Raw genomic sequence first — 23,362 nt, 5'->3', positions numbered from 1 at the left:
AAAAAGCTAAAAGTAAGTTTGCTATATACCCGGCTGTATTAAACGGGCACTTACTTAGCTTGCTTAAGATGTTCTAATACAAAATTATCACCTGTTAGGTATCAGGTAAAGCACCAATGCAACACCTGCAAGCAAAATAAGCATGGTTACTATATTGGCCAGGGTGTACGATGGTTTAAAAGCGTCTGCCATTAATTGTTTTTCCGTTATACGGTATCGTATGTATGCATAAATAGATATTGCCACTCCTATTGCCACCAAAAAAATGCCGATTTCAGCTGAGTAGCCTTTTGAGGTATCTGGGGTAACCGGGGTATTCATAATAACGGACATTTGTTTTAAAAACAGCGCAAATTTCACTACCACAAACCCAAAACCCATCATGGCAATGGAGGTTCTTATCCATGCCAAAAAAGTACGTTCATTAGCCAGGTGATCATTGGGGCGAAGCGGAGGTGTAGTATTAATGTGTTGCATACTCCAGTAACAAACATTAAGGAATTTCGTTCGGTTGCGGCGCAGTTTAAGTATTCAAATCCGTCGCATTGCTCAGCAAGCTCCAACTTAGCTGTAAAAACCGTAATATTGCCAAAAATCTTTACCCTTAAAACAAATGACCAAACCTTCGGGCTCGCTGTTCCAGCTAGCCGTTATATTAAGCGCCTTAGGCTTTTTTGTTGATATATATGACCTGCTGTTATTTACCATTGTGCGTAAAGACAGCCTGGCTGATCTGGGACTGAGCCCCGCAGAAATACTAACTACCGGCGAATTGTTAATAAGCACCCAAATGATAGGCATGCTGCTCGGCGGTATTGCATTCGGCATTTTGGGCGATAAAAAAGGCCGGCTTAAGGTATTGTTCGCGTCAATATTACTATACTCTATTGCCAATATTCTTAATGGCATGATAACTACCGTGAACCAATATATCGTTCTGCGTTTTATTGCCGGCATAGGTTTAGCCGGAGAACTTGGCGCCGGCGTAACGTTGGTAAGTGAGTTGTTGCCTAAAGAAAAACGCAGCACCGCAGCCGGACTTATTGCCGGCTTTGGACTGATGGGCGCTGTAACGGCCTTTTTTGTGCATGAAGAGTTAACGTGGCGCGGTTGCTACTATACCGGCGGCATATTAGGTTTGATTTTACTGGCTCTCAGATTTAACATTAAAGAAAGCAGCCTGTTCCACGCCATGCACCGGTCGGACGTTCCGCGCGGTAACTTCTTAATGTTTTTTACCAGCAGGAAGCGTTTTACGCGGTACATGCAAATTATTTTAATAGGCTTGCCGGTTTGGTACATAATTGCTGTACTTATTACTTTTTCGGACAGGTTTGGCGACGAGATGGGTATTGAAGGTGTAGACCCCGCTAAGGCTGTTATGCTGCTATACCTGGCAATTGCCGTTGGGGATGTTGCGGTGGGCTGGCTAAGCGAAAAGTTAAAAAGCCGTAAAAAGGTATTTTTTATGTTTTACGCTATTGCTATATTATTCACTATCCTATTTTTTACCCAGCACGGCAAAAGCGCCACAACATTTTACTGGATATGCGTTGGACTAGGATTTGGCGCAGGGTTTAACGTTATATATTTAACCATGGGTGTTGAGCAATTTGGCACTAACCTCCGTGCATCGGCAGGTATCAGTGTCCCTAATATGGTGCGCGGGTCAGTACCACTAATCATCCTGTTGTTTAAGTATCTGCGCGACGTTTTCGACAGCTATCTCACAGGCGGCTGGATAACCGGCCTGATCCTCTTCGGTATTGGTACAATGGCAGCTATATTTTTAGAGGAAACACACGGTAAAGACCTTGATTTTATCGAAGAGTAACCCGGGCTATTGGTTGCTTTGATCCTTTTGCGCCGTCCACACGCCGGGGTGTTCTACCGAGCCATCGCTTGATCCCGTCCAAATACCATCCATTACCTGGCCATCATCGCTTATATCAGCGGTATAAGTTACTGGTTCGATATTACCGGTAATTACTACAGACTTCATGGTAAGTACCCTTGTGGCGTCATTATATCTGCCCGAAACACTGTCGGTACCTGATTGCACGCCATCAACAGAGTCCCATATAAACACGCCTTTATATTCCGTACCATTCTGCTTTAAGGTAAGTGATCCGGTCCAGTGGAGGTCATTATTGCCCACCGCACTGGTGATATTCCATTTACCCGCTAAAGATGGTTCCGGTTCAGATTCTGAACTGCAGCCTGTTATAACCTGAATTAATAAAACCGGTAATATGTACTTGAATATGCGCCTCATTTTATTGAACATTTGCTGAAGATAAGAAATCGTTTTGTGATTCCCGCACATTGCGAAGCTGAAGCTCCTCTCAAAGGCTTCGAAACGTCCATATAACCACCGCCCGAGTTTTATTACAATTACCCGGACAGATATCAGTGCGCGTTAAGGATTTATTTTACCAAACCAAGCATAGTAGATATATGCTTAAAGTATAGCCGTACCATCCAATAAATGGTACGACTGTTTACATCCATTTGCAGAGCGCCTTTTGCCTGAGCAAATGCTGCTTCCTTTTGTAATGGATACATCCGGTTGGCAGCTTTGGCGTAATGCATTGAAAAACTTCTTAACGCATCCCGCTTTATCCCGGCTTTAACATTATCCGGCAAATAATCCTGGGCGATATTAATAACCCTGGTGATGTCTTTAATATTCTGGCCGCTAAGGATAGACCTGCTGGTGATATTACTGCTATGACCCATCCGGTATAACGCGAGGCATCTCGGTGAATAGGCTATTTCAAATTTTGATGCTATTCTTATCCACATCTCCCAATCTTCGCCGTAATGCACGGCAAAAAAACTGCCCACCTCTTCGTATACGCTCCTTTTCACCACCATAGCCGGCGGCTGAATATATGCTCCGCGTGATACCGTTAATAAGAAATCTTTTAATATCCCCGGATCGTCGCGCAAGCGAAAATCATCAGGCTCAACTTCCCTACCGTTCTCATCTATGTGAGTATATTTTGTGAACGCAGCACCAGCTTCAGGAAATTGGTTAAAAAGTGATTCAATTTCGGCATAGAAGCCGTTTTTTACCTTATCATCTCCGTGCAGCAGGTGCACCAGCTTGCCTTTAGAGCGGTTAATGCAAGTTTCGAAATTTCTAAGGCTTCCCCTGTTGATCTTTTGTTGGTAGAAGCTAACGCGACCCTTCCCCACGCTTTGAACCAAAGCACCCACGTCACCATCGGTGCTTTTATCATCAACAACTTCTATCTGCATTTTTTCCGGACCCAGATCCTGTTCAAGCACGCTTTCAATAGTATCCTTTAAAAACTGCATACAATTGTAGGTGGGTATCATAACCGACCATAACGGGCCGTCGGTATTGTTAGGAAGTGGTAAAATAATTGGAGGAGTATCCGGTATCCTGTCAGACATTACTCAATAGTTAGCATTAAGCAAATATATATCATTCCGCTTAAATGGGCTTAATATACTGACCCATCTTGCTGGCAAGCTTAAACAGCTTTTTTCAGGAATTGGTCCGGATACACACCGGTGTATTTTTTAAAAGCCGCTGAAAAGGCGTCCCCGGATGTAAACCCTGCTTCGCGCCTTATCCAATCTGCATTAAGGTTTTCCGATTTTTTGCTCTGCAGTTCGCCAATTATATATCTTATCTTAAAAGAATTAACAAAATCATTAAAATCCTGGTGATAATGTTTGCTTAAAACATAAACCAGGTCAGTATAAGGTATATTTAACTTAGCCAGCAGATCATCAATTACATACATTTGTTTAAATGCGTCTGCGCTAAGCATCGCTTCCTCAATGTCATTAACATAGCCTGACATAGCCTGCTGTGACAATTCTACTATAGCGGCCGGTTCATTATTATTTATAGCTACTGAAGAAGGCGGCATACCAGCCGCAGGAAAGCCAACTTTACTTACACCGGCAGTAACATTTTTTTGATACAGCACAGTGGGGCAAAACAAAGCGGCTGCCCCCAGCAGGCAAAACAGAACAGTCATAAACGTTGCTGACCAAACGCCATCATAATATCCTGCCCATGGCATACTTTCAGGTGGACTAATAATTGTCATGTAAAACAACATCAGGTAAATTACAGCCATACCCAAATTGAACAGCATCAGCCAGCCACGCAAAGGCAGTGAAAGTTTTTGAAACATGCCTTTTTTATAAGCGGCATAACAAACGTAACATGAGTACAAACAGTATATACAACCTTGCAACGGCCTCAATATATAATGAGTTACAGCGGGCAAAAAGCCCTCGGCAGTTGAAAATAAGTAATTAAAATTTTGGGCTACAGATAATGCTATCTCGTGCAGGTGCTCATGGTCGCGGATATAATACCAGGAAATATCCGTTAAGCCGATAAAAAATAACGCTAAATGCACACTAACATATTTCCATTTTTTGCCTCGCCAGCCTAATTTTATACTGCTATACCAAAATATAAAGGGGGGCACAAGGTAATAAAATGGTACGCCGATACGTAGCATGAACGGGTATGACGACAACCAGCCATAAAGTTTTGCAGGATGAAAAAAAGCATACCAACTCAGTATCAAAAATATAGCGGCCAGCATATATTGTTCTGCCTTACGTTGTCGGTTTAAAATAACTAGCAAGATACCTGAAAAGCATCCCAGATAAATTCCGGCTACCGAAATAAACTTCTCTAGTTGATGAATCTTATCTAACATCGCCACGGTTTGTTGCCAGCCAGAGTAACAAAGCTTGTAGTTTAATTAATAGTTTACACTATAAAGCAGGGTGTACTTTTAGTTTCAGGAATAAATATATAATTAATTTTCATAAATGGTTAAATGTTTAATTAAACAAAACACCTCCGGAGCGGGCAACAATAATACCTCAACGTCTACCTTTAAGATAACTTTTTTATATATTTAAACAATAAATTAATCTAGTGCCTTACACATATCTTAATTACTACGCGCTCTTTTCGACGTACAGATACTTGCGTATTGCAACCCTATACTTTTTTAATGAATAAATTATTTTTAAGCCTGTGTGCGCTTAGCCTATTATTTTCAAGCAAACTCTTTGCCCAGGAACCCAATATTACTGTTCCGGCAAAAGTAACATTCATCCAGAACGAGCCTATTTCACCGATAAGTATTACTAATACCGGGGGCGCGGTGCCAGGACGACTGTACCCACAAGCAACCCCCGTACTAACGAATGATGGGTCGGTGAATAAATTTGTTTACCTGTCATCGGGTGATATATACGGTATAACAGAGCGGCAGGTACTACATTTGCGTACGGGTAATATAGTAGCAACACTGGCCGGCTCAAACGAGACTGGTTATGCCGACGGCACAGGCGGCGCAGCCCGCTTCGATTACTTAAGTGACATCACTAAAGACGAAGAAAGCAATTTATACATCACTGAATTAAACAGCAAAGACCCTTTTAACGCAAGAATACGAAAGGTTACGCTGGCAGGCATAGTAACCACTTTTGCATCAGGTTTAAAGGGCGCGGGAGCAATTGTTATAAACAGCAAAGGCAGCATATTCATATCACAGGGAACAAAAATTCTTCGCATATCAAAAAGCGGAACCCAAACTGTATTTGCCGGGCAAAACTCCCCGGGATCTATAGACGGCGTGGGGGAACTGGCATCATTTAAGCACATTGCAGATTTAGCGATTGACAAGGCCGATAACATTTATGTAGCAGACGAGGAGGGACATAAAGTTAGAAAGATAAGTACCGATGGAAAGGTAACAACCCTGGCTGGCAGCGGCACCCCAGGCTACGCTGATGGTATAGGTTTAAAAGCTACGCTATATGCTCCCAGAAGCCTACGCGTTGATGGAAACGGTTATGTTATACTCTCCAGCCATGTCGGCAGTTTCAGAATAATCAGCCCAAACGGGGCGGTAAATACTATTGAAACCCATTATTACAATGATAAAAATCAAGCCATTGAAGGTAGAATTGACGAATTGTTGGCAATTGATGATGATTGGAATATAATTGCCGGAGGGAGCTTCCAGCGCAGGGGCTTTTACAGGCTCATAACTACCGGCTACCATTTACCTGCGTTGCCCAAAGGTCTGTCGTTTAATAGTTCAATAGCAATTACAGGAACTCCGACTGAACTCTCACGCAATTATCCCACTGTCTATCGTATTCTAGCTACTAATGCCTATGGGAGCAGTTCGGCTACTATAACAATAAATGTTATTGTGCCTCCAAAGCCACCCGTTATCTTCTCATTTTCGCCAAAAATTTCACATCCGGGCGGCGATATAATAATAAAAGGCAAATATTTTGAAGGTGTCACCACCGTTATGTTAGGCGGCAAGCGTGTCACCGGTTATTCTGTTAAATCAGGCACGGAAGATGTAATGACCCTTGTGGTTCCTGAAGGGGCCGTCTCTGGTGATATTACCATAACTAACCCTTACGGAACAGCCCGGGCAAGCGGCTTCACCGTGATACCCCCTCCCACCATTACTGCTGTTTCACCCTTATCCGGTTGGAAGGGTTCTAAAATAAAAATAACCGGCACTAATTTTACTAACCTTACCTACGTGTCATTTGAAGGATGGGATGAGTCGTTCAAGATCATATCCCCAACCGAAATTGAGTTTACCGTCGGCGACGGAGCTTCAGGAAGGATACTGGTGGAGTCACCAAGCGGCCAAGCCTGGTATAACGGTTTTAACTTTATATACCCGCCTAAAATATCATCAGTAAGTCCATTAAAGGCAGGCGTAGGTAAAACTGTTACAATTAACGGCACCGAGCTTAACCGCGTGACTTCGGTAAAGTTCGGTACGGTTGAGGCATCATCGTTTAAAATCATTTCGCCAACTCAACTTACTGCAGTGATAGCAGCGGGTTCAGGCAGCGGCATTACACTTACGGGCACCTCGGGCACTTCTACCTATGAAAATTTTACAATTCTTCCGCCTCCTACTTTGCAAGATGTATATCCTACAACCGCGGCTGAAAACGGAAGCTTTAATATTTCAGGCTATAACCTGGATGGCGCCACTGTTACTATTGGCGGCGTGGCAGCTAAGCTTACCTATACTTCACCGTACCAGATATTTGGCCAGGTGAGCCCGGGATCAATAAGCGGCAACCTCGTTGTTACAACGGAAGGGGGAACCGTTACCTATCCCAACTTTGTAGTATTACCAAAGCCCTCCATCGTAAACTTTTCACCTAAATCCGGTGCAGCCGGAGATAAAATTATTGTCACTGTTAAAAATTTAGGCATTTTATATAATTTAAGCATTGGCGGCTCTTATTCGCAACCTAGAAAACTGTCTGATACTACTATTGAAATCACAGTACCGCAATACTTTGCAACTTTTATAACACTAACCACCGACGGAGGTACTTCCACTGTAGAAGGCTTTTTACATAAGGGACCTGGCATACAATCATTTAGTCCAAACTTTGCTTCGATAGGTCAAACAGTATCTATTAAAGGCGTTAATTTCACCGGCATTACCGAAGTTAGCTTCGGTGGAGTGCCGGCAACATCATTCTCCGTAATTTCTGACACCGAGATAAGAGCCGTTGTAGGGCAGGGCCAAACAGGAAATATATTAGTTAAAAACGATTTGGGAATAGGTTTTTTGGGCAATTTTATACATTCAGGGCCGTCTATTTTTTATATAAACCCAATATTTGGGGGCCCCCTGTCAACTAAGCCTATAACCATTAGCGGCGAAAGATTCACTGGCGTTACAGAGGTTAGTTTTGGCGGTGTTCCGGCAGAATCTTTTACAGTGTCAGGTAATACAATAGAGGCTTATCCGGCAAAAAACAGCAAATCAGGCAGTGTTATTGTCTCTTCACCAAAGGGTAAGGGGACCTTTGAGAACTTTACCTGGGTAGGAGCTCCGGCAATTACATCAATTTCGCCTACGAATCAAGGCAGGTTTGGGACGATAATTATTACAGGCACCAATTTTATCGGCGTTACTGATGTGAAATTCGGTGGTGTGCGGGCGCACAATTTTTACACTAACTCTTCTACATCTATACAGGCGACTGTTGCTGAAGGAGCGAGCGGCGATGTTACCGTTACCACGGTTGGCGGCACAGCAACAATAGCCGGATTTAAATATACTAATCCCAAAATTGACACCATAACCCCGCTTGCGGCCGGTCCCGGCCAAAAGGTTGATATCATTGGAAGTGATTTAGGCAATATTAATTCAGTAAGATTTGGAGGAATTAACGCCTCCTCATTTACTGTAGTTTCTTCGGAAAAAATTACTGCGGTAGTAGCCCTCAACTCTGGTGACGGCATCGAAATTAGTGGCACCGATGGAGGAACATATTATCAGAAATTTAGCTTCATAAGTCAGCCACGAATATACTCATGCTCACCTGACTTTGGTGGTAAGGATACCGAGATAACTATAACAGGGCAGTACTTGCTACATACAACTGAAGTGGCGGTAGGCGGGGTAAAGGCTGACATTGTAAGCGTAAAAGAAAATATGGTAATAGCTCGCGTTGGCAATGGCAAAACCGGTAGTATCACCCTAAAAACTCCCGGCGGCACCGCTGCATACAACGGGTTTAACTGGTATGCTGCGCCAACTATAAGTTCGATTAGCCCTGCTACGGCGGCTGCCGGTACTGAGCTAACTATTAACGGTACCAACTTTACAAACGTGTATGTTGTTCAGTTTGGTGAAACTCATGTAGCTGTTCAACCCACTTCATCTACAGTTATAAAAGTCACTGTACCTGAGTATACAGGCACTGACACTATTATAGTTACCAATTTTGGCGGCAATGCTATATCTACTGTCTTTAAATATATACGCCCGCCTGTTATAAGCTCATTCAAAGTATCCGGTGATGGGAGTAACGCCACAGTTTCTGTGTTAGGACGGAACTTTAGCAAGGCTACCGAAGTTAAGTTTGGCGGAGTGGCCGCCGCCTCATTTACTATAATTTCTGATACCAGCATAAGCGCAAAACCAGGTGCAGGCGCTACGGGGCTTATCTCGGTTAAGGGCCCTGGTGGGATTGGTACTATCCGGGGGTTTTTATATAACCAACCGCCTACTCTTTTATCATTCGCACCTGCGCAGGGTCCGCTTGGATCAACAGTTATTATCAATGGAGATAATTTTAATGTTAATCCTGAAAAAAATGTGGTTTATTTCGGTCCATTAAAAGCAAAAGTTAAAAAATCCAGCAAAACACAACTGGAGATAATTGTACCCGGGGGCGGCGCAAACCAATTCACTGTCACCAATATTGAAAACCGTTTGACGGGTGTATCTAATTTACCTTTTATGGTAACCAACACGGTGGGGAAAGTTAGCTTCTCAAATAAAACGGAAATTGCTATAAATGCGAACAAATATGCCTTTGATGATTTTGATAATGACGGCAATATGGATTTATTGGTATTGCACAATGATTCTGTCTCTGTTATCAAATATGGAACTGATGCTGTGCTGTCACGGTCATCTTTTTCAACACGAGTTGATTTGCTCAATGGCATACAAATTTCGTCTTGGGTAATTGGCGATATAGATGGAGATGGGAAAAAAGACATATTATTGGGCATAGCACGCAGCGTTATCTTATTGCGAAATACTTCGAATGGGAGTAATATCGCATTCGAAAGAACAATACTTGAAAACATCGAAGGCCAGGAAGGTTTGATACAACTACGGGACATGGATATGGACGGCCGACCCGATCTGATAGCTGCAACGGATGCTCCTGTATATTATCCTAATATCACTACCAAAGAAGGCATTTCATTCGGCCCATATGTACACCTACCGGAGTCAGGGGGGCGTTCTTTCGCTGTTACTGATGCAGACGGAGATAACAAACCCGATGTTATTAGTGTAGCCGATTACGGACGCATAGATTTAAACAAAAATAAAACTGTTCCAGGCAACTTTTCTGCAACTGACTTTGTTAGAACACAACTATTCATAGGTTTGGGCTTCTCTCCAGGTTACTTTATCCCGGCCGATTTTGATGGCGACAATAAACCCGATCTGTTTATGAGTAATACCTGGTATAATTATGGTTACCTTTCGCGTAACACATCTTTAAACGTTGCGGCAAATGAAACCATATTTGGCACGCCCAAAAAAATGGCCACCCCTCCGCTTGTACCTGCGTTAAGCGGAGCTGATATTGACGGTGATGGTAAAATAGATCTTTTGTCGCCATCATCCTCGTCTATAGATTATTTTCGAAATCAATCCACAAAGGGTAACGTCTCCTTTGCAAATCCCACTCCTATTATCAGCAAAATAAGCAACTTCACTAACACAACAGCGAGGGACGTTGATAGCGATGGAAGGGTAGATATAGTAACGGTTGACTTTAAAAATAAAAAACTTGTTATTATTCACAACGGCCCCGTGTTAAAACCTGCAATTACATCAGCGCAACCGTTATTAGCGGGTACAGGTTCGCGAGTAATTATTACCGGGAGTCATCTTGAAGGTTTAACCGCCGTTGCCTTTGGTGGTAAAGCTGCTCAATCATTTAAGGCAATATCGGCAGACACAATAGTTGCTGTAGTAGGCGACGGTGCAACCGGGACTATTGTCATAAAAACCTTAAATGGCGAGGCCACTATTGATGGATTTACCTTTACAAAAGGGCAATCAGTTACTTACGGCACAGCGGATTTCAACCCAAGGCCGGATGTAAAAGGTATAAGCTATACCAGCAGCGATGAAGCTGTAGCCACCATCATCGCCAACAAAATACATACCGCCGGTGCCGGCACAACAACCATTACCGCTAAAGTAGGCACAACCGTAATACGAGAGGTACTGACGGTTAAAAAAGCTACATTAACAGTTACCGCTAACAGCGTCAGTCGGACCTATAGTGAAAGTAACCCGGACTTTACTTTAAGCTACAATGGCTTTGTCAACAATGACACACCTGAAGATATATTACAACCGCCAGCTGTAACAACAACTGCTTCGATCACTTCCTCTGCAGGGAATTATCCTCTGAATGTTAGCGGTGGCGAATCACCCAATTACATTTTCAAATATGTACCGGGTGTTTTAACCGTGAAGCCTTATCCGTCCATAACTTACGGCATGCCTGATTTTAACCCCAAACCGGGCGTACCCGGCATAACCTATACCAGCAGCAATACCAATGTAATTAGTATAGTAGAAGGTAAGTTGCATATAAAGAATGCAGGTATAACCACCATCACTGCAAAAGTTAGCGGACTTACATTTAGCCAGGCACTTACGGTGAAAAAAGCAAACCTTGTGATAAAAGCAAACGATAAGAGCAAAACAGTTGGCACAGCCAATCCAATCCTTGACGCTACCTACACCGGCTTTGTCTACAATGACAATATCGCAAGCCTGACATCGCAGCCGATTATAAGCACGACGGCGACGACATCATCACCCGAAGGCACATATCCTATCACAATCGCGGGTGCCACGTCAAATAATTACAATATTAGTTACACAGGGGCAACGTTAACTATCAGCAAAGCGACATCAAGGATACTGCCAACAAATAGTCTTACCGGGATACTGCCTCAACCGGTTGTACAACTTGCTGTATCACCTAACGGCGATGGCATAAATGATTATTTGCGTATAACGAATATCGATGCTTACCCTGTTAATAAATTGTCTATTATGAATAGCAAAGGGGTGCCGGTTTTTTATGTTGAGAATTATGATAACAGGGAAAAGGTATTTGATGGCCAAGGCCTTAACGGACAGCGGCAACCTGAAGGCACTTACTTTTATTTGCTTGAATATAGCGTGGAAAAACAAATATTAAGGAAATCGGGATATATAATATTAAAGTATTAGAAATTTTTGTTTAGGCGCACCTAAAGGGGTCTATTCAATAGTGTCCCTTTAGTATAATGCCGCTAACCACAAATTTCATTATTATATCCAAAACAACCAAGGGAGCTCAAAGGAAGTGAGGACGTTTGGTGACGATGTGGCGGCCAGATGTTATCGTGGCAGTAAACGGCGGCAATATCGCGTGCCCGGGTTATTAGTTAGCCTTGGATCCCGATAATTCAGCCAATACGGATCAGATTTCACACTCGCCAAATAAGTGGCGAATTACCTCCTGTAAAATAAAGACTGCAACCTTTGATGCTAAAGCAACTGAGGCTCCATATCAAAAATTGTATTTATCAACCCCTGTTGTGTATCTTTTTTATGATGAACTGTGCAGGGATAAAAACTTCCGCTACTTTTACTGTACCAATTAAGCAAACTCATATCTTATAACTTGCAAAAAATATATTCAATGAAAAGACGGAATTTCCTGGGCCAGGCGTCTATACTGGCCGCAGGGGCAGGTATAGCAAGTGTGCTGCCTCTTAACGTATTTGGCACGCCACGCAAAATATACTCAGCATCAGATACTATAAACCTTGCGCTGATAGGCATCAACGGGATGGGCTGGTATAATTTGAATATTATGCGCGGTTTGCCGGGTATAAAAGCTGTAGCGATTTGCGATGTTGACCAGCGCCTGATTGATAAACGCGTCGCCGAACTGGCAAAAGATAATATTAAAGTTAAAACCTACACCGATTATCGGAAATTACTGGCCGACAAAGATATTGATGCCGTTATTATAGGTACGCCTGATCACTGGCACTGCCTGATGATGGTAGAGGCGGTGCAGGCCGGTAAAGATGTATATGTAGAAAAACCCGCAGGCAGTTCGGTAGTAGAATGTGCTGCTATGGTAGCTGCCGGGCAAAAATATAAGCAAGCTATACAGGTTGGCCAATGGCAGCGCAGCGTACAGCATTTCCAGGACGCCGTGAATTTTGTTCAGTCGGGCAAGCTCGGAAAGGTAAGATCGGCTAAAGCCTGGGCCTACATTGGCTGGAAAGATTCGGTACCAAAACAACCTGACATCCCTACCCCGCCCGGAGTAAATTATGATATGTGGCTTGGACCTGCAGCTAAAAGGCCATTTAACATAAATCGTTTTCATTTTAACTTTAGATGGTTTTGGGATTTTGGCGGCGGCCTGATGACAGACTGGGGTGTGCACATGATAGACTTCGCCCTGATAGCTATGAAAGCGGGTTCGCCCAAGAGCATTACGTCCACGGGCGGAAAATTCGCTTTCCCGGATGATGCACAGCAAACACCGGACACCATGACAACCGTTTATGAGTACGATGACTTTTTTATACAATGGGAGCAGGCCATGGGCATAGCCGGCGGCCCTTACGGGCGCGATCATGGTGTGGCATTTATAGGTAACAACGGCACCCTGGTGCTAAACCGTAACGGCTGGGAAGTTATACCGGAGATAAAAGGCGACAAAGCGCTTATGGAAGCCGTGCCACTACAAAAACCTACAGATCAAGGCCTTGTAAAGCATTGTCAGAACTTTTTTGATGTAATACGCTCGCGTAAATTTGATGAACTTAAATGTCCTATTACAGCCGGGGCTCATATAGCTACCATATCGCAAATGGGCAATATCGCCTATCGTGTAGGTGATAAATTGCACTGGGACGATGGCAAAAAACTATTTACCAATAGCGATGCCAACAAATTACTATCGGCAAGCTACCACAACGGTTATAAAATACCTAAAGGTTAAACCAAATGCCCGGGCTATATCAACCGGGCATTTCTGTTATATAGCAGCCCCACTGTATTGTAATATATCTGTGATACAGCGCATATGTTCATGATAGTTCAGGACACTCTGAAAATCGTATTCACTATTATTGCTACACCTATAAAGTACTTGCTTGAATTTTTTGTAAAAAAAGATTAAATGATAGCTGCAAGCGCTTTTGTGGACGAACAGCACCCAACTATACAACCGAAAATGAGATTGTTTTTTATTGTCCTATCAGTTCTTACAGTTTTTTTAAACACACAAAATACCAGTGCACAAAACACACCGACCCGTGGCGAGTGGAATGCAAAATGGATAGCCGCGCCTAACGACGAAGGCCGGGATTACGGGGTATATTATTTCCGGAAAAACATCGAACTGGCGGCTAAACCTGCTTCATTTTATATCCATGTATCAGCCGATAACCGTTACAAATTGTATATCAACAGTAAATTGGTATCACAAGGCCCTGCGCGCGGCGACTTGCACTACTGGAATTACGAGACTATTGACCTTGCACCGTATCTCACCGCAGGTAAAAATATCATAGCGGCCCAGGTTTGGAATGAGGCACAGCACCGCCCCGAGGCACAGGTTAGTTTGCGCACCGGTTTTATTTTGCAAGGTAATACATCGGCCGAAGAAATAATTAACACAGGTAACAGCTGGAAAGTACTTAAAGATGCCGGTTACGGTCCCATCCCAGGCTACTTTTTCGCTGCCAGCACCGGAGAAATGGTAGATATGAATAGGTCGGTGGTGCAGGGGTGGACAACTAGCGGCTTTGATGACACCGCCTGGCCCAACGCCGCCAATACATTTGATCCTAAGCTAAAGGGGCAGTGGGATGGTTTTGTATGGATGCTGGTACCCTCACCGCTTCCGCAGATGGAGTTAAAGTATGAGCGCATTCCAAAATTACGTAAGGCTACCGGAATTAAGGCGCCGGCAACATTCCCGGGTACAAAAGCGACATTGGTTATTCCGGCTAAAACAACAGTTAAACTACTGCTTGATCAAACGTATTTAACAAACGCTTACGTCACTTTAAATTTCAGTAAAGGCAAAAACGCTGGCATCTCGCTCAAATACGCCGAATCCATGTATGCCGACCCTAAGTCGGGCCGCAAAGGCAACAGGGATGTGATAGAAGGCAAACAGTTTGTAGGACGCAAAGACAGCATTATTTCAAATGGTAATGCCGGTCAATCTTACACCAATCTCAACTTCCGTACCTTCAGGTATGTAGAGTTAATCGTTTCAACCAAAAGCGAACCGCTGGTTATAGACGACCTTTACGGAACCTTTACAGGATACCCGTTTAAAGTGAACGCGGTTTATAACAGCGCCGACGCCGAAGCTAAAAAAATCCTGGACATAGGCTGGCGCACGGCACGCCTTAACGCTTTTGAAACGTACACCGACTGCCCTTACTATGAACAACTGCAATATATAGGTGATACCCGTATACAAGCCATGGTATCGTACTATTACGCGGGTGATGACCGCCTGGCACGAAACGCTATCAACCTGATGGACCACTCGCGCCTGGCCGAGGGCGTTACTTACAGCCGTTATCCAACAAAAGGTACCCAGGTAATATCAACGTTTTCGTTATGGTATATCGGGATGCTGCACGATTACTGGATGTACCGCGGTGACGAGGCTTTTTTACAGGATAAACTTGCCGGCACACGCTCGATACTCAACTTCTTTCAAAAATATCAGCAACCTAATGGCTCGCTCAAAAACACGCCATACTGGACATTTGTTGACTGGGTTGGTGGTAAAAATTGGAACATGGGCGGACCAAAGGACGACCACGGTTCATCCATTTTAGACCTGCAGTTGCTATGGGCTTACCAGTGGGCTGCGCAGCTTGAAGCTAAAATGGGTATGCAGGCCTACGCCGATATCTATAATAAAAAGGCAGCCCAGTTACAGCAAACCGTTCGGCAAAGATATTGGAGCACCGAAAAAATGATGTATGCTGATTCGGAAGAAAAGAACACCTTCTCGCAGCACGCCAATTCGCTCGCAATACTAACAGGCATGGTAAATGAAGCTGATATGCCCGCTCTTGGTAAAAAGATGCTGACTGACAGTACACTTACCCAATGCACCATTTACTTTAAGTATTACCTGCACCAGGCGCTGGTAAAAGCCGGTTTGGGTAACGACTACATGAACTGGCTGGACATCTGGCGCGAGAACATCAGGTACGGCTTGACTACCTGGACCGAAGATTCGAACGTTGAACATACACGTTCAGATTGTCATGCCTGGGGCAGCAGCCCAAACATCGAATTCTTTCGGACCATATTAGGTATTGATAGCGATGCACCTGGCTTTAGCAAAATTAGGATAGAGCCCCATTTGGGATCACTAACCAAAATAAGCGGCGAGATACTGCATCCTAACGGCAAGGTGGCCGCTTCATACTTGCTTGATAAAGGGAAATGGAAAATAAAAATCAGTTTACCGCAAAACACCTCTGGTAAGTTGGTATGGAAAGGCAATGAGCATGTACTGAAAGCGGGAGATAATTCATTTTCAATTTAATAGTGGAATTGGCGTGGAGTTAGGCTCACTGGCGAAGGAACCGGCGTTATTAATGCGCAATTTCCCTGCCCGAAACTGGGAATAAGCATATTTAGAAATCAGAGAAAAACTTGTTTGCGTTTATTTAACCAGCGAACATGGTTGCCGCACGTAGCGCCGATATGGGTGTCCGCCGCCTGAATTTCTATCGAGTAAAGAATTGTGCACGGCTGCTAAATCAGAATTCACTTAAAAGGTAATCATTTTGTTACAACATTTTGTTTGAAAGCCATTCGACGTATATTAAACCCCTATAAAACGTTCTACTAACCGAAACTTAATTATTGATGCGCCTAAAATCACTTTTCCGGCTTACCATAGCCTTAGCTTTTATTTTCCAGAGTTGCAAAAAAACGGATACTAAACTTCAACCGCATGTTGAAGATCCAATAGCAAGTTCTACCGGCTTAACTTTAAATGCCGTGGGCGACGAGGATTTTTATCAGTTTATTAACAGCGCAGGTAACTGGGCCGAAGTAGCCAATAACGCTACAACCATTGGCAGCACTTATAAATTAAATGCTTACGCAGGTACCGCTTTCCAAAAATGGAAGGTAACGCAGGTGAGTGCCAGCGATTATGTGATACAAAATTTAGGAAGCGGGTTGTACGCACAATCATATAACCACAACGGAACCCAGGTTATAGTACAAAATAAAAAAACCAATGATGCCGAACAGCTTTGGCATATAGCATTGGTAAGCGGCAAAAATTATAAGGTTATCAACAAAGCAAGCAAACTTGCTATTACCGGCAATGGCAGTGCCATGGTGCAGCTTAAAGCGTTTAAGGGCGAGGCAGCGCAGTTATGGGGCTTTAACAAACTGCCTGCGAGCGATACTGTTAAAGCCGGAAGTTTTACTGTTGCCAATGTAATGCAAAACAATATGGTGATACAGCGCGGTAAGCCCTTCAAATTATGGGGAACAGCCTCTCCAAACGCTGTTGTATCTGTTAAAGCCAGTTGGAATGGCAGCGTGGTAAGCACCATTACCAACGCCTCGGGCCAATGGTTACTGGCTATACCGGCCGCTTCTGCCAACGCTTCGCCACAAACGCTAGTGGCCTCGGTTACGGGCAGGCCGGCTGTGACTTTCAGCAACCTGCTTATCGGCGATGTGTGGTTATGCTCCGGCCAGTCAAACATGGTAATGCCGGTTGATTCGGTTTCACCGTTCTTCGGTTATGAAGGTGTACAGAACTATAAGGCTGAAATTGCCGCCGCGAATTATCCGCAGATACGCGCTATTACCGTTGGCTACTCTATCAATGCAAATCCACAGGCAAATTTAGCGGGCAAAAACCCCTGGATAGTATGTACGCCGACGAAAAACGGCGCCGGCTCTATTAGCGCCGTATCATACTACTTTGCACGCAAAGTTCACACTAGTCTTAACATACCCATAGGCTTGGTCATATCCGCCTCGGGCGGTTCGGCAGCCGAGCAATGGGTGAGTAAAGAAACCCTGCAAACCGACCCTAAGCTTAGCTATTACAATAACCTTAATCGTAATAATGCAACGCGGTTGTACAACGGCATGATACACCCGCTGCGTAACCTGGCAATTAAAGGCATATTATGGTACCAGGGCGAAAGCAACCGGGATGATGAGCCGGTAAGCAACTATACGAACCTGAATTCGGCCCTGATAAAAAGCTGGCGCGAAATTTTTAACCAAGGACAACTGCCATTTTACTATGTACAGATGACACCTTTTGCAGCTAAGTTTTTTTCAACAAACCCATGGGGTGATAACCCGGTGGCAAATGATTATGCGTATTTTAGGGAAGCACAGGCCAATGTACGCGCCGTACCGGGAACAGGCATGGCTATTACACTGGATTGTGGCGAGCTAATATTGATACACCCGCGTATAAAAAAGCCTATAGGCGAACGGCTGGCGCTATTGGCGCTTAAAAATGACTATAACCAAAATGTACAGGCAATCGGTCCGCAATATGCCGCGTTTAGCCAAAGCGGCAATGTAGCCACTGTAAGTTTTAAACCCGGCACAGCCGAGGGCTTAAAGAAAAATAACAGCAAAGCACTTGGCCAATACTTTTTTGTAGCCGGCACCGACAAAAAATTCAGGCAGGGCACCGCGGTATTAAGCGGCAACCAGGTAAAAATTACGGCTCCTAATGGCACGCCGCTTCCCATACAGGCGGTACGGTACGCCTTTACAAACTTCCCGATGGATTGTAATGTGGTGAACTCAGCAGGCTTACCGATGGAGCCATTCAGATCAGATAACTGGAATGTGGTAATTCGATAATTATGTTATTAAAAGTCCCCGGCTATAGGCCGTGGACTTTTAGTAAATTATGATAATTAGCATATAAGCTGAACTTATTTTGTGGCCGATTTAGAATACCATTTTTGCAATTTTCCTGTTAATGCTTCCAGGCTTATCGGCTTACCCAAGTAATCGTCCATGCCGGCGTCAATGCATATCTGTTCGTCGCCTTGCATGGTATTAGCCGTAAGGGCAATAATTACCGGTTGCTGCACAAGGGTTTTCCGTATCAGGCGGGTGGCCTCTAAACCGTCCATAACCGGCATTTGCATATCCATCAGTATAAGCGTATAATCTTTTTGATTTGCAGCCTCAAGCGCCTCACGGCCGTTTTTCACAACATCGGGCGTGTATCCAAGCTTCCGCAAAATATGTATAATAACATGCTGGTTCATCAAGTTATCTTCGGCCACAAGCAGCACAAAAGGGTAACGTTCACAAAAATTTGATGATAGCTTTTTGGGTACAACCGGTTCTGCGGGCGTAGTTTTAGTCGCCTGTAACGCGTTGAGTATTTGTTTGCTTAATACATGCTGACGAATAGGCTTATTCATTACCGAGTTGAAAAGTTTCCGCTCTTCATCTTTAAATTCTTCCCCGATAGAGCTTAATAAAATTATAGGTATCCCAGGATAACGGCTTCTGACTATAGTTGACAACATAATGCCATCCATAGCAGGCATCTGCATATCGGAAATAATGAGATCTATCGCTGAATCTTTGGATAATATTTCTAACGCCTCTTCCCCTGAATATGCCAGTATTGGCTCAAGCTTCCACAACTCAAACTGACGGCGAAGTATGGCCAGGTTAGTCGCGTTGTCATCTACAACAAGTATCCGTTTACCTTCCTGCTCGCCCATACTATAGTAAGTATACGGCTCCAATACTTTAGTGCCTGGTTCGGTACAAACAGTAAACGTAAATGTTGATCCCTCGTTCGGCTTGCTTACAACTCCTATTTCGCCACCCATTAAATTCACAAGCTTTTCGGATATGGCTAATCCTAAGCCAGTGCCGCCATACTTACGAGTTGTAGATGTATCAACCTGCGAAAACGCCTTAAATAGGCGTTCAAGCTTATCAGGCGGTATGCCTATACCTGAGTCGCGCACTTCAAATTTTAGCCTCACCTGGCAGTCAGGCCCTCCTCCCTCCTTTTTAACAAGGATACAAACCTCACCGAATTCGGTAAATTTTAACGCATTACCAACCAAATTGATCAGCACCTGGCGCAAACGTAGCTGGTCTCCCACTATTTGTAAAGGAACATCTTCGTCAATATGATATATCAGATCAAGCTGAAGTTTAGCGGCCTTCGGCCCAAACATATCCAATACGTCTTCGATACATTGGCGCAGGTTAAAGTCCTCACTTTCCAGTTCCAGATTCCCTGATTCTATTTTTGAAAAGTCCAGGATATCATTAATCACATTTAATAAAGCGTCACCGCAGGTACTTATCGTTTCGGTGAACATGCGCTGCTCCTCTGTTAAATGTGTTTCCTGCAATAGCGCCGCCATGCCAATTACCCCATTCATCGGCGTCCGTATCTCGTGGCTCATTGTGGCAAGAAAGATACTTTTGGCCTGATTTGCTTTTTCGGCTTCCTGGCGAGCTTTGTCAAGTTCAATATTTGATGCTGTTAACCTCGCATTGGCCTGTTCCAGTATCTCTTCGTTTCGTTTGCGTTCCAAAGAAAGCTGCGCCTCCTTTTGCAACTCGGCCATTGTGAGTGTTTGCTGCACCTGCTGATCATTATATTTTTTTAGCAAAAACGACCATAGTCCGCAAATAAAAAAAATCGCACCAGCCAGTGATATGTGAATAATAAAGGTAACGAGGTCAAAATAATCTAGCCGGGTAAAGTATACTTCAGGAAAGCCGGTGTTTTGCAGGTAACCAAATACAGCATGATGCAATAGCACTACCGTCATCATCGGAAGCTGAAGCTTCCAGTTTTGGTACGAGATAAGAACCGCGCTGCCAATGAAGGCAAAAAAATGCATTTCAAAAAGGCCGTGCATCTGGTAAATGTACTGAGCCATAAAAACACCTAGGATGGCGCTTAAAACATACTGGTATAAATCAGACGACGGTAAAGCTATTTTGACAGAATAATAGGCCAGCAACGAAATGCTGCCGACGCCCAGGGCAATAAGCCAGGTATCATAAAAAGTTGCAAAGACCAATCCGAGCAAAAAGTATCCTGCCAGGAAAAAGTTCATCAGGCGATCAGATCGCTCCTGCATGTTAATTAACCCTAAAGTTTGTTTTTTGGTGGTGGGTAAAGCCTGATAATTACTCATATAAAATCAATATTTACAGTTATCAGGTAAGCCGCAGCCGTAAGCTGTTAATGCTTTGGCATTAAAAAACAACCGGGTATTATCTTGTAACAGGCCCTTCAGGGCAATTTTAGCGTAACTTGTTTTCTCGTCAGTACAGTAGCGGCTGCTGTTGTAATTACCCCGGTAATACAATTGGTGCCGGCTATCAAGCAGCACCGCCTGAGGTGTTGAATATACCCCGCATGCACTAGCCAGTGATGAATCAAAAACTACAGGTAAATTAATGTTAAATTTATCCTGTATCTGTTTTTCTGTATATTGATGGGGACTTACCACTACAATAACAAAATTTATACGGGAACCATACTCTTTAACCAACGCTTTAAAATGAGTAATGTTAAATTTGGAGCACGGACAACGCGGATTAAAAAAATGTAAAAACACCGGCTTTGCCGCGTACTTATCTAATACCCCCTCATTAGTGATTTGGCTTCCAAACTTTACCGCTTTGTAATGTTCAGGAACGGGGGTAGGTAATTGGTAAACCCAGTCGTTATACCAAAAGATTGCACCCAGGGCGACTATCAAAAAGGTTAACCAAATAAAAACTAACTTTTTTCTCACTAACAGCGTTATTTCCGTTATAATCTATACGAAAAAAGTTATTATGAGGTTGTTTAAGAAATGTAAAAATGGTATTTACATGGAGATGACAATACTATCGTGTTTGTATACAGTATATTATACATAAAAGCATATATTAATTAAAACTTAAAGAAAAACTTATGTGGCAAACAACAGATGGTAAACTCTACAAATCATTTAAATTCGCAAATTTCTCTGAAGCTTTTGCGTTTATGACGCGGGTAGCTTTACTCGCCGAAAAACACAATCATCATCCCACATGGACAAACGAATGGAATGAAGTGAAAATTTGGTTGTCCACACATAGTCAGGGAGACATCACTGATAAAGACAAGGCGCTAGCATCGGACATTGACGAACTTTAAAGATTTATATATCTTTCTCGGTCAGTTCCGTTTCCGGAAGTGCAGCCGTTTCAATAGCGCGGGTAGTTACCTTTCGCCAAATTACAAACCCACCATAACCCAACATCAGCACTATAAATAAATATACCCAGGCAGGTATGTTGCGGCCTGCTATTATTATATATGTATACGGCACACTAAAACTTACTGCTGCCAATAATACAGGCACCAGTATTGTTTGCTTGCGCCGTAACCTTTTAAACGCCCAGCCTAAAAAAGACACCATGCTTACTTTACTTAAAAAGTATAGGGTACCCAATATAAGCGGATTTACACCGTAGCGTTTGCCCAAACTGTTTACCCAGCTTTCAAATTGGATAAGATATTCTTCCATTATGCTGTAAAGATAACTTAGTTACGGCTCCTTTTATTATTTAAGTAAGTCCGTATTGGGGTATCGTAAACTATAGTTACCAGCCAGGCGAAACCTATGAGTAGCAAAACACCTGCAATGACAATCACTGACACTAGGGCCGTGCCCGGTTTATGAGTAGTGTAATAATTCAGGAAAATCCACATAACGGCATAATGCGTCATATACAGCGGGTAAGATATTTTACCTGAGAAAATGCATAGGTTTTTTACGGCCGGCGTTAATACCGTGCCTGCGCCGAGTGCAACCAGCAACGGAAAATAGATTATTACCACGAGTGGTTCGGCCAGCTTGTTCCAGTCGGTATTATAAGGCATTACCAGCGTTATAACCAGCAACGCAGCAAGCGCAGCAAAGCCAAGCTTATTTTTTATAACAAAGCCCGAACGGTGTACCAACATCCCCGCCAAAAATGTGTAAGCAATGCGTACCCCGCCATCCCAAAAGTTAGGCCCGCCCCAGCCGCCTGCAAGGTTACCGGCACGATACGCTACTATAACAATACCCGCTGCGGCTATTATAGCAAGTATAAATAGTATGCTCCTGCTTAAGCGATGCAAAACTAATGCGTAGATTATATTTGCCACATACTCCCAAAATAAAGACCACGCCGGTGCATTAAAGCTAAAATTATTAAAAAACACCTCGGGCATTACCGGGTATGGTATCATTAAAACCGAACACACAAATATCGCCGCCAGTTTACCCGCGCTGTATGCTGTGGCTGCATCAGCAAACGGATTTATAAGAAAAGTAAGTAGTCCTAATACAGAGCCAAAAACCACCAGGGGATGGAGCCTGATAAGCCTGGATTCAAAAAACTTCCACAGGCTCATGTCTTTAATCCGGTTATCGTATGCGTAAGCTATTACAAAGCCCGAAAGGCAGAAAAAGAAATCAACAGCCAGGTAACCGTGCCCGATAAACATTTTGCTGTAATCGGGTTGTACCATTTCCATAAAGTGAAATACAACTACGCCCACAGCAGCTACCCCCCGCAATCCATCAAGTATTTCAAAATGCGGTTTTGATTTTAGAGTTTCTGCCGCTGATTTTTCTGCACCCATTGTTTTATAAATATGCCGGCCT

General features: G+C 43.5%; 13 protein-coding genes and 1 pseudogene. 6 read left to right on the top strand and 8 right to left on the bottom strand.

Annotated features, from left to right (window positions below):
- Positions 1–87: 87 nt before the first annotated feature.
- The gene (locus DJ568_RS16715) at positions 88–477 is read right to left on the bottom strand and encodes a YidH family protein (protein WP_114006452.1); all 390 of its coding nucleotides are present in this window, start codon (positions 475–477) and stop codon (positions 88–90) included.
- 136 nt (positions 478–613) lie between these two features.
- Between DJ568_RS16715 and DJ568_RS16710 the strand changes: the two genes are divergently transcribed.
- Positions 614–1,834 (top strand): MFS transporter, encoded by a 1,221-nt coding sequence (locus tag DJ568_RS16710; protein ID WP_114006451.1) that lies wholly within the window; start codon positions 614–616, stop codon positions 1,832–1,834.
- 6 nt (positions 1,835–1,840) lie between these two features.
- Here the strand turns inward: DJ568_RS16710 and DJ568_RS16705 are convergent, their stop codons facing one another.
- The 3 genes from DJ568_RS16705 to DJ568_RS16695 all read right to left on the bottom strand — a co-directional run bounded on the left by DJ568_RS16705 (position 1,841) and on the right by DJ568_RS16695 (position 4,718).
- Positions 1,841–2,275, bottom strand: a complete 435-nt coding sequence (locus DJ568_RS16705) for a hypothetical protein (RefSeq protein WP_114006450.1) — start codon at positions 2,273–2,275, stop codon at positions 1,841–1,843.
- A 152-nt stretch (positions 2,276–2,427) separates the two neighbouring features.
- Positions 2,428–3,423, bottom strand: a complete 996-nt coding sequence (locus tag DJ568_RS16700; RefSeq protein ID WP_114006449.1) for a glycosyltransferase — start codon at positions 3,421–3,423, stop codon at positions 2,428–2,430.
- An 80-nt stretch (positions 3,424–3,503) separates the two neighbouring features.
- On the bottom strand, positions 3,504–4,718 hold the full coding sequence (locus DJ568_RS16695; RefSeq protein ID WP_114006448.1) for a helix-turn-helix domain-containing protein: 1,215 nt from the start codon (positions 4,716–4,718) through the stop codon (positions 3,504–3,506).
- Positions 4,719–5,021: 303 nt separating this feature from the next.
- Here DJ568_RS16695 and DJ568_RS16690 point away from each other — a divergent pair, with 303 nt between their 5' ends.
- From DJ568_RS16690 to DJ568_RS16675, 4 genes are all read left to right on the top strand, one after another.
- Positions 5,022–11,861 carry an IPT/TIG domain-containing protein gene (locus DJ568_RS16690; RefSeq protein ID WP_114006447.1) on the top strand — a complete coding sequence of 2,280 codons (6,840 nt, stop codon included), beginning with the start codon at positions 5,022–5,024 and terminating at the stop codon, positions 11,859–11,861.
- A 454-nt stretch (positions 11,862–12,315) separates the two neighbouring features.
- Positions 12,316–13,638 (top strand): Gfo/Idh/MocA family protein, encoded by a 1,323-nt coding sequence (locus tag DJ568_RS16685; RefSeq protein ID WP_114006446.1) that lies wholly within the window; start codon positions 12,316–12,318, stop codon positions 13,636–13,638.
- A gap of 234 nt (positions 13,639–13,872) precedes the next feature.
- On the top strand, positions 13,873–16,224 hold the full coding sequence (locus DJ568_RS16680; protein ID WP_114006461.1) for an alpha-L-rhamnosidase-related protein: 2,352 nt from the start codon (positions 13,873–13,875) through the stop codon (positions 16,222–16,224).
- Positions 16,225–16,550: 326 nt separating this feature from the next.
- On the top strand, positions 16,551–18,539 hold the full coding sequence (locus DJ568_RS16675) for a sialate O-acetylesterase (RefSeq protein ID WP_114006445.1): 1,989 nt from the start codon (positions 16,551–16,553) through the stop codon (positions 18,537–18,539).
- Between the two features lie 74 nt (positions 18,540–18,613).
- On the opposite strand, the gene DJ568_RS16670 is transcribed toward DJ568_RS16675, so the two are convergent.
- The gene (locus DJ568_RS16670; protein WP_114006444.1) at positions 18,614–20,869 is read right to left on the bottom strand and encodes a response regulator; all 2,256 of its coding nucleotides are present in this window, start codon (positions 20,867–20,869) and stop codon (positions 18,614–18,616) included.
- 6 nt (positions 20,870–20,875) lie between these two features.
- On the bottom strand, positions 20,876–21,475 hold the full coding sequence (locus tag DJ568_RS16665; RefSeq protein ID WP_114006443.1) for a TlpA family protein disulfide reductase: 600 nt from the start codon (positions 21,473–21,475) through the stop codon (positions 20,876–20,878).
- Positions 21,476–21,633: 158 nt separating this feature from the next.
- Here DJ568_RS16665 and DJ568_RS16660 point away from each other — a divergent pair.
- A pseudogene (locus DJ568_RS16660) lies at positions 21,634–21,861 on the top strand (4a-hydroxytetrahydrobiopterin dehydratase); the annotation flags it as partial.
- A gap of 4 nt (positions 21,862–21,865) precedes the next feature.
- Here DJ568_RS16660 and DJ568_RS16655 read toward each other — a convergent pair.
- A complete protein-coding gene (locus DJ568_RS16655; protein ID WP_114006441.1) occupies positions 21,866–22,234 on the bottom strand; it encodes a hypothetical protein in 369 nt (122 codons plus the stop codon).
- 17 nt (positions 22,235–22,251) lie between these two features.
- Positions 22,252–23,340: an acyltransferase family protein gene (locus tag DJ568_RS16650; protein WP_114006440.1), complete on the bottom strand. Its 1,089-nt coding sequence runs from the start codon at positions 23,338–23,340 to the stop codon at positions 22,252–22,254.
- Positions 23,341–23,362 lie beyond the last annotated feature (22 nt).

Origin of the sequence: Mucilaginibacter hurinus, assembly GCF_003324525.1 — a bacterium.
Taxonomy (GTDB): domain Bacteria; phylum Bacteroidota; class Bacteroidia; order Sphingobacteriales; family Sphingobacteriaceae; genus Mucilaginibacter; species Mucilaginibacter hurinus.
This window is presented reverse-complemented; position numbering and strand designations above follow the sequence as displayed.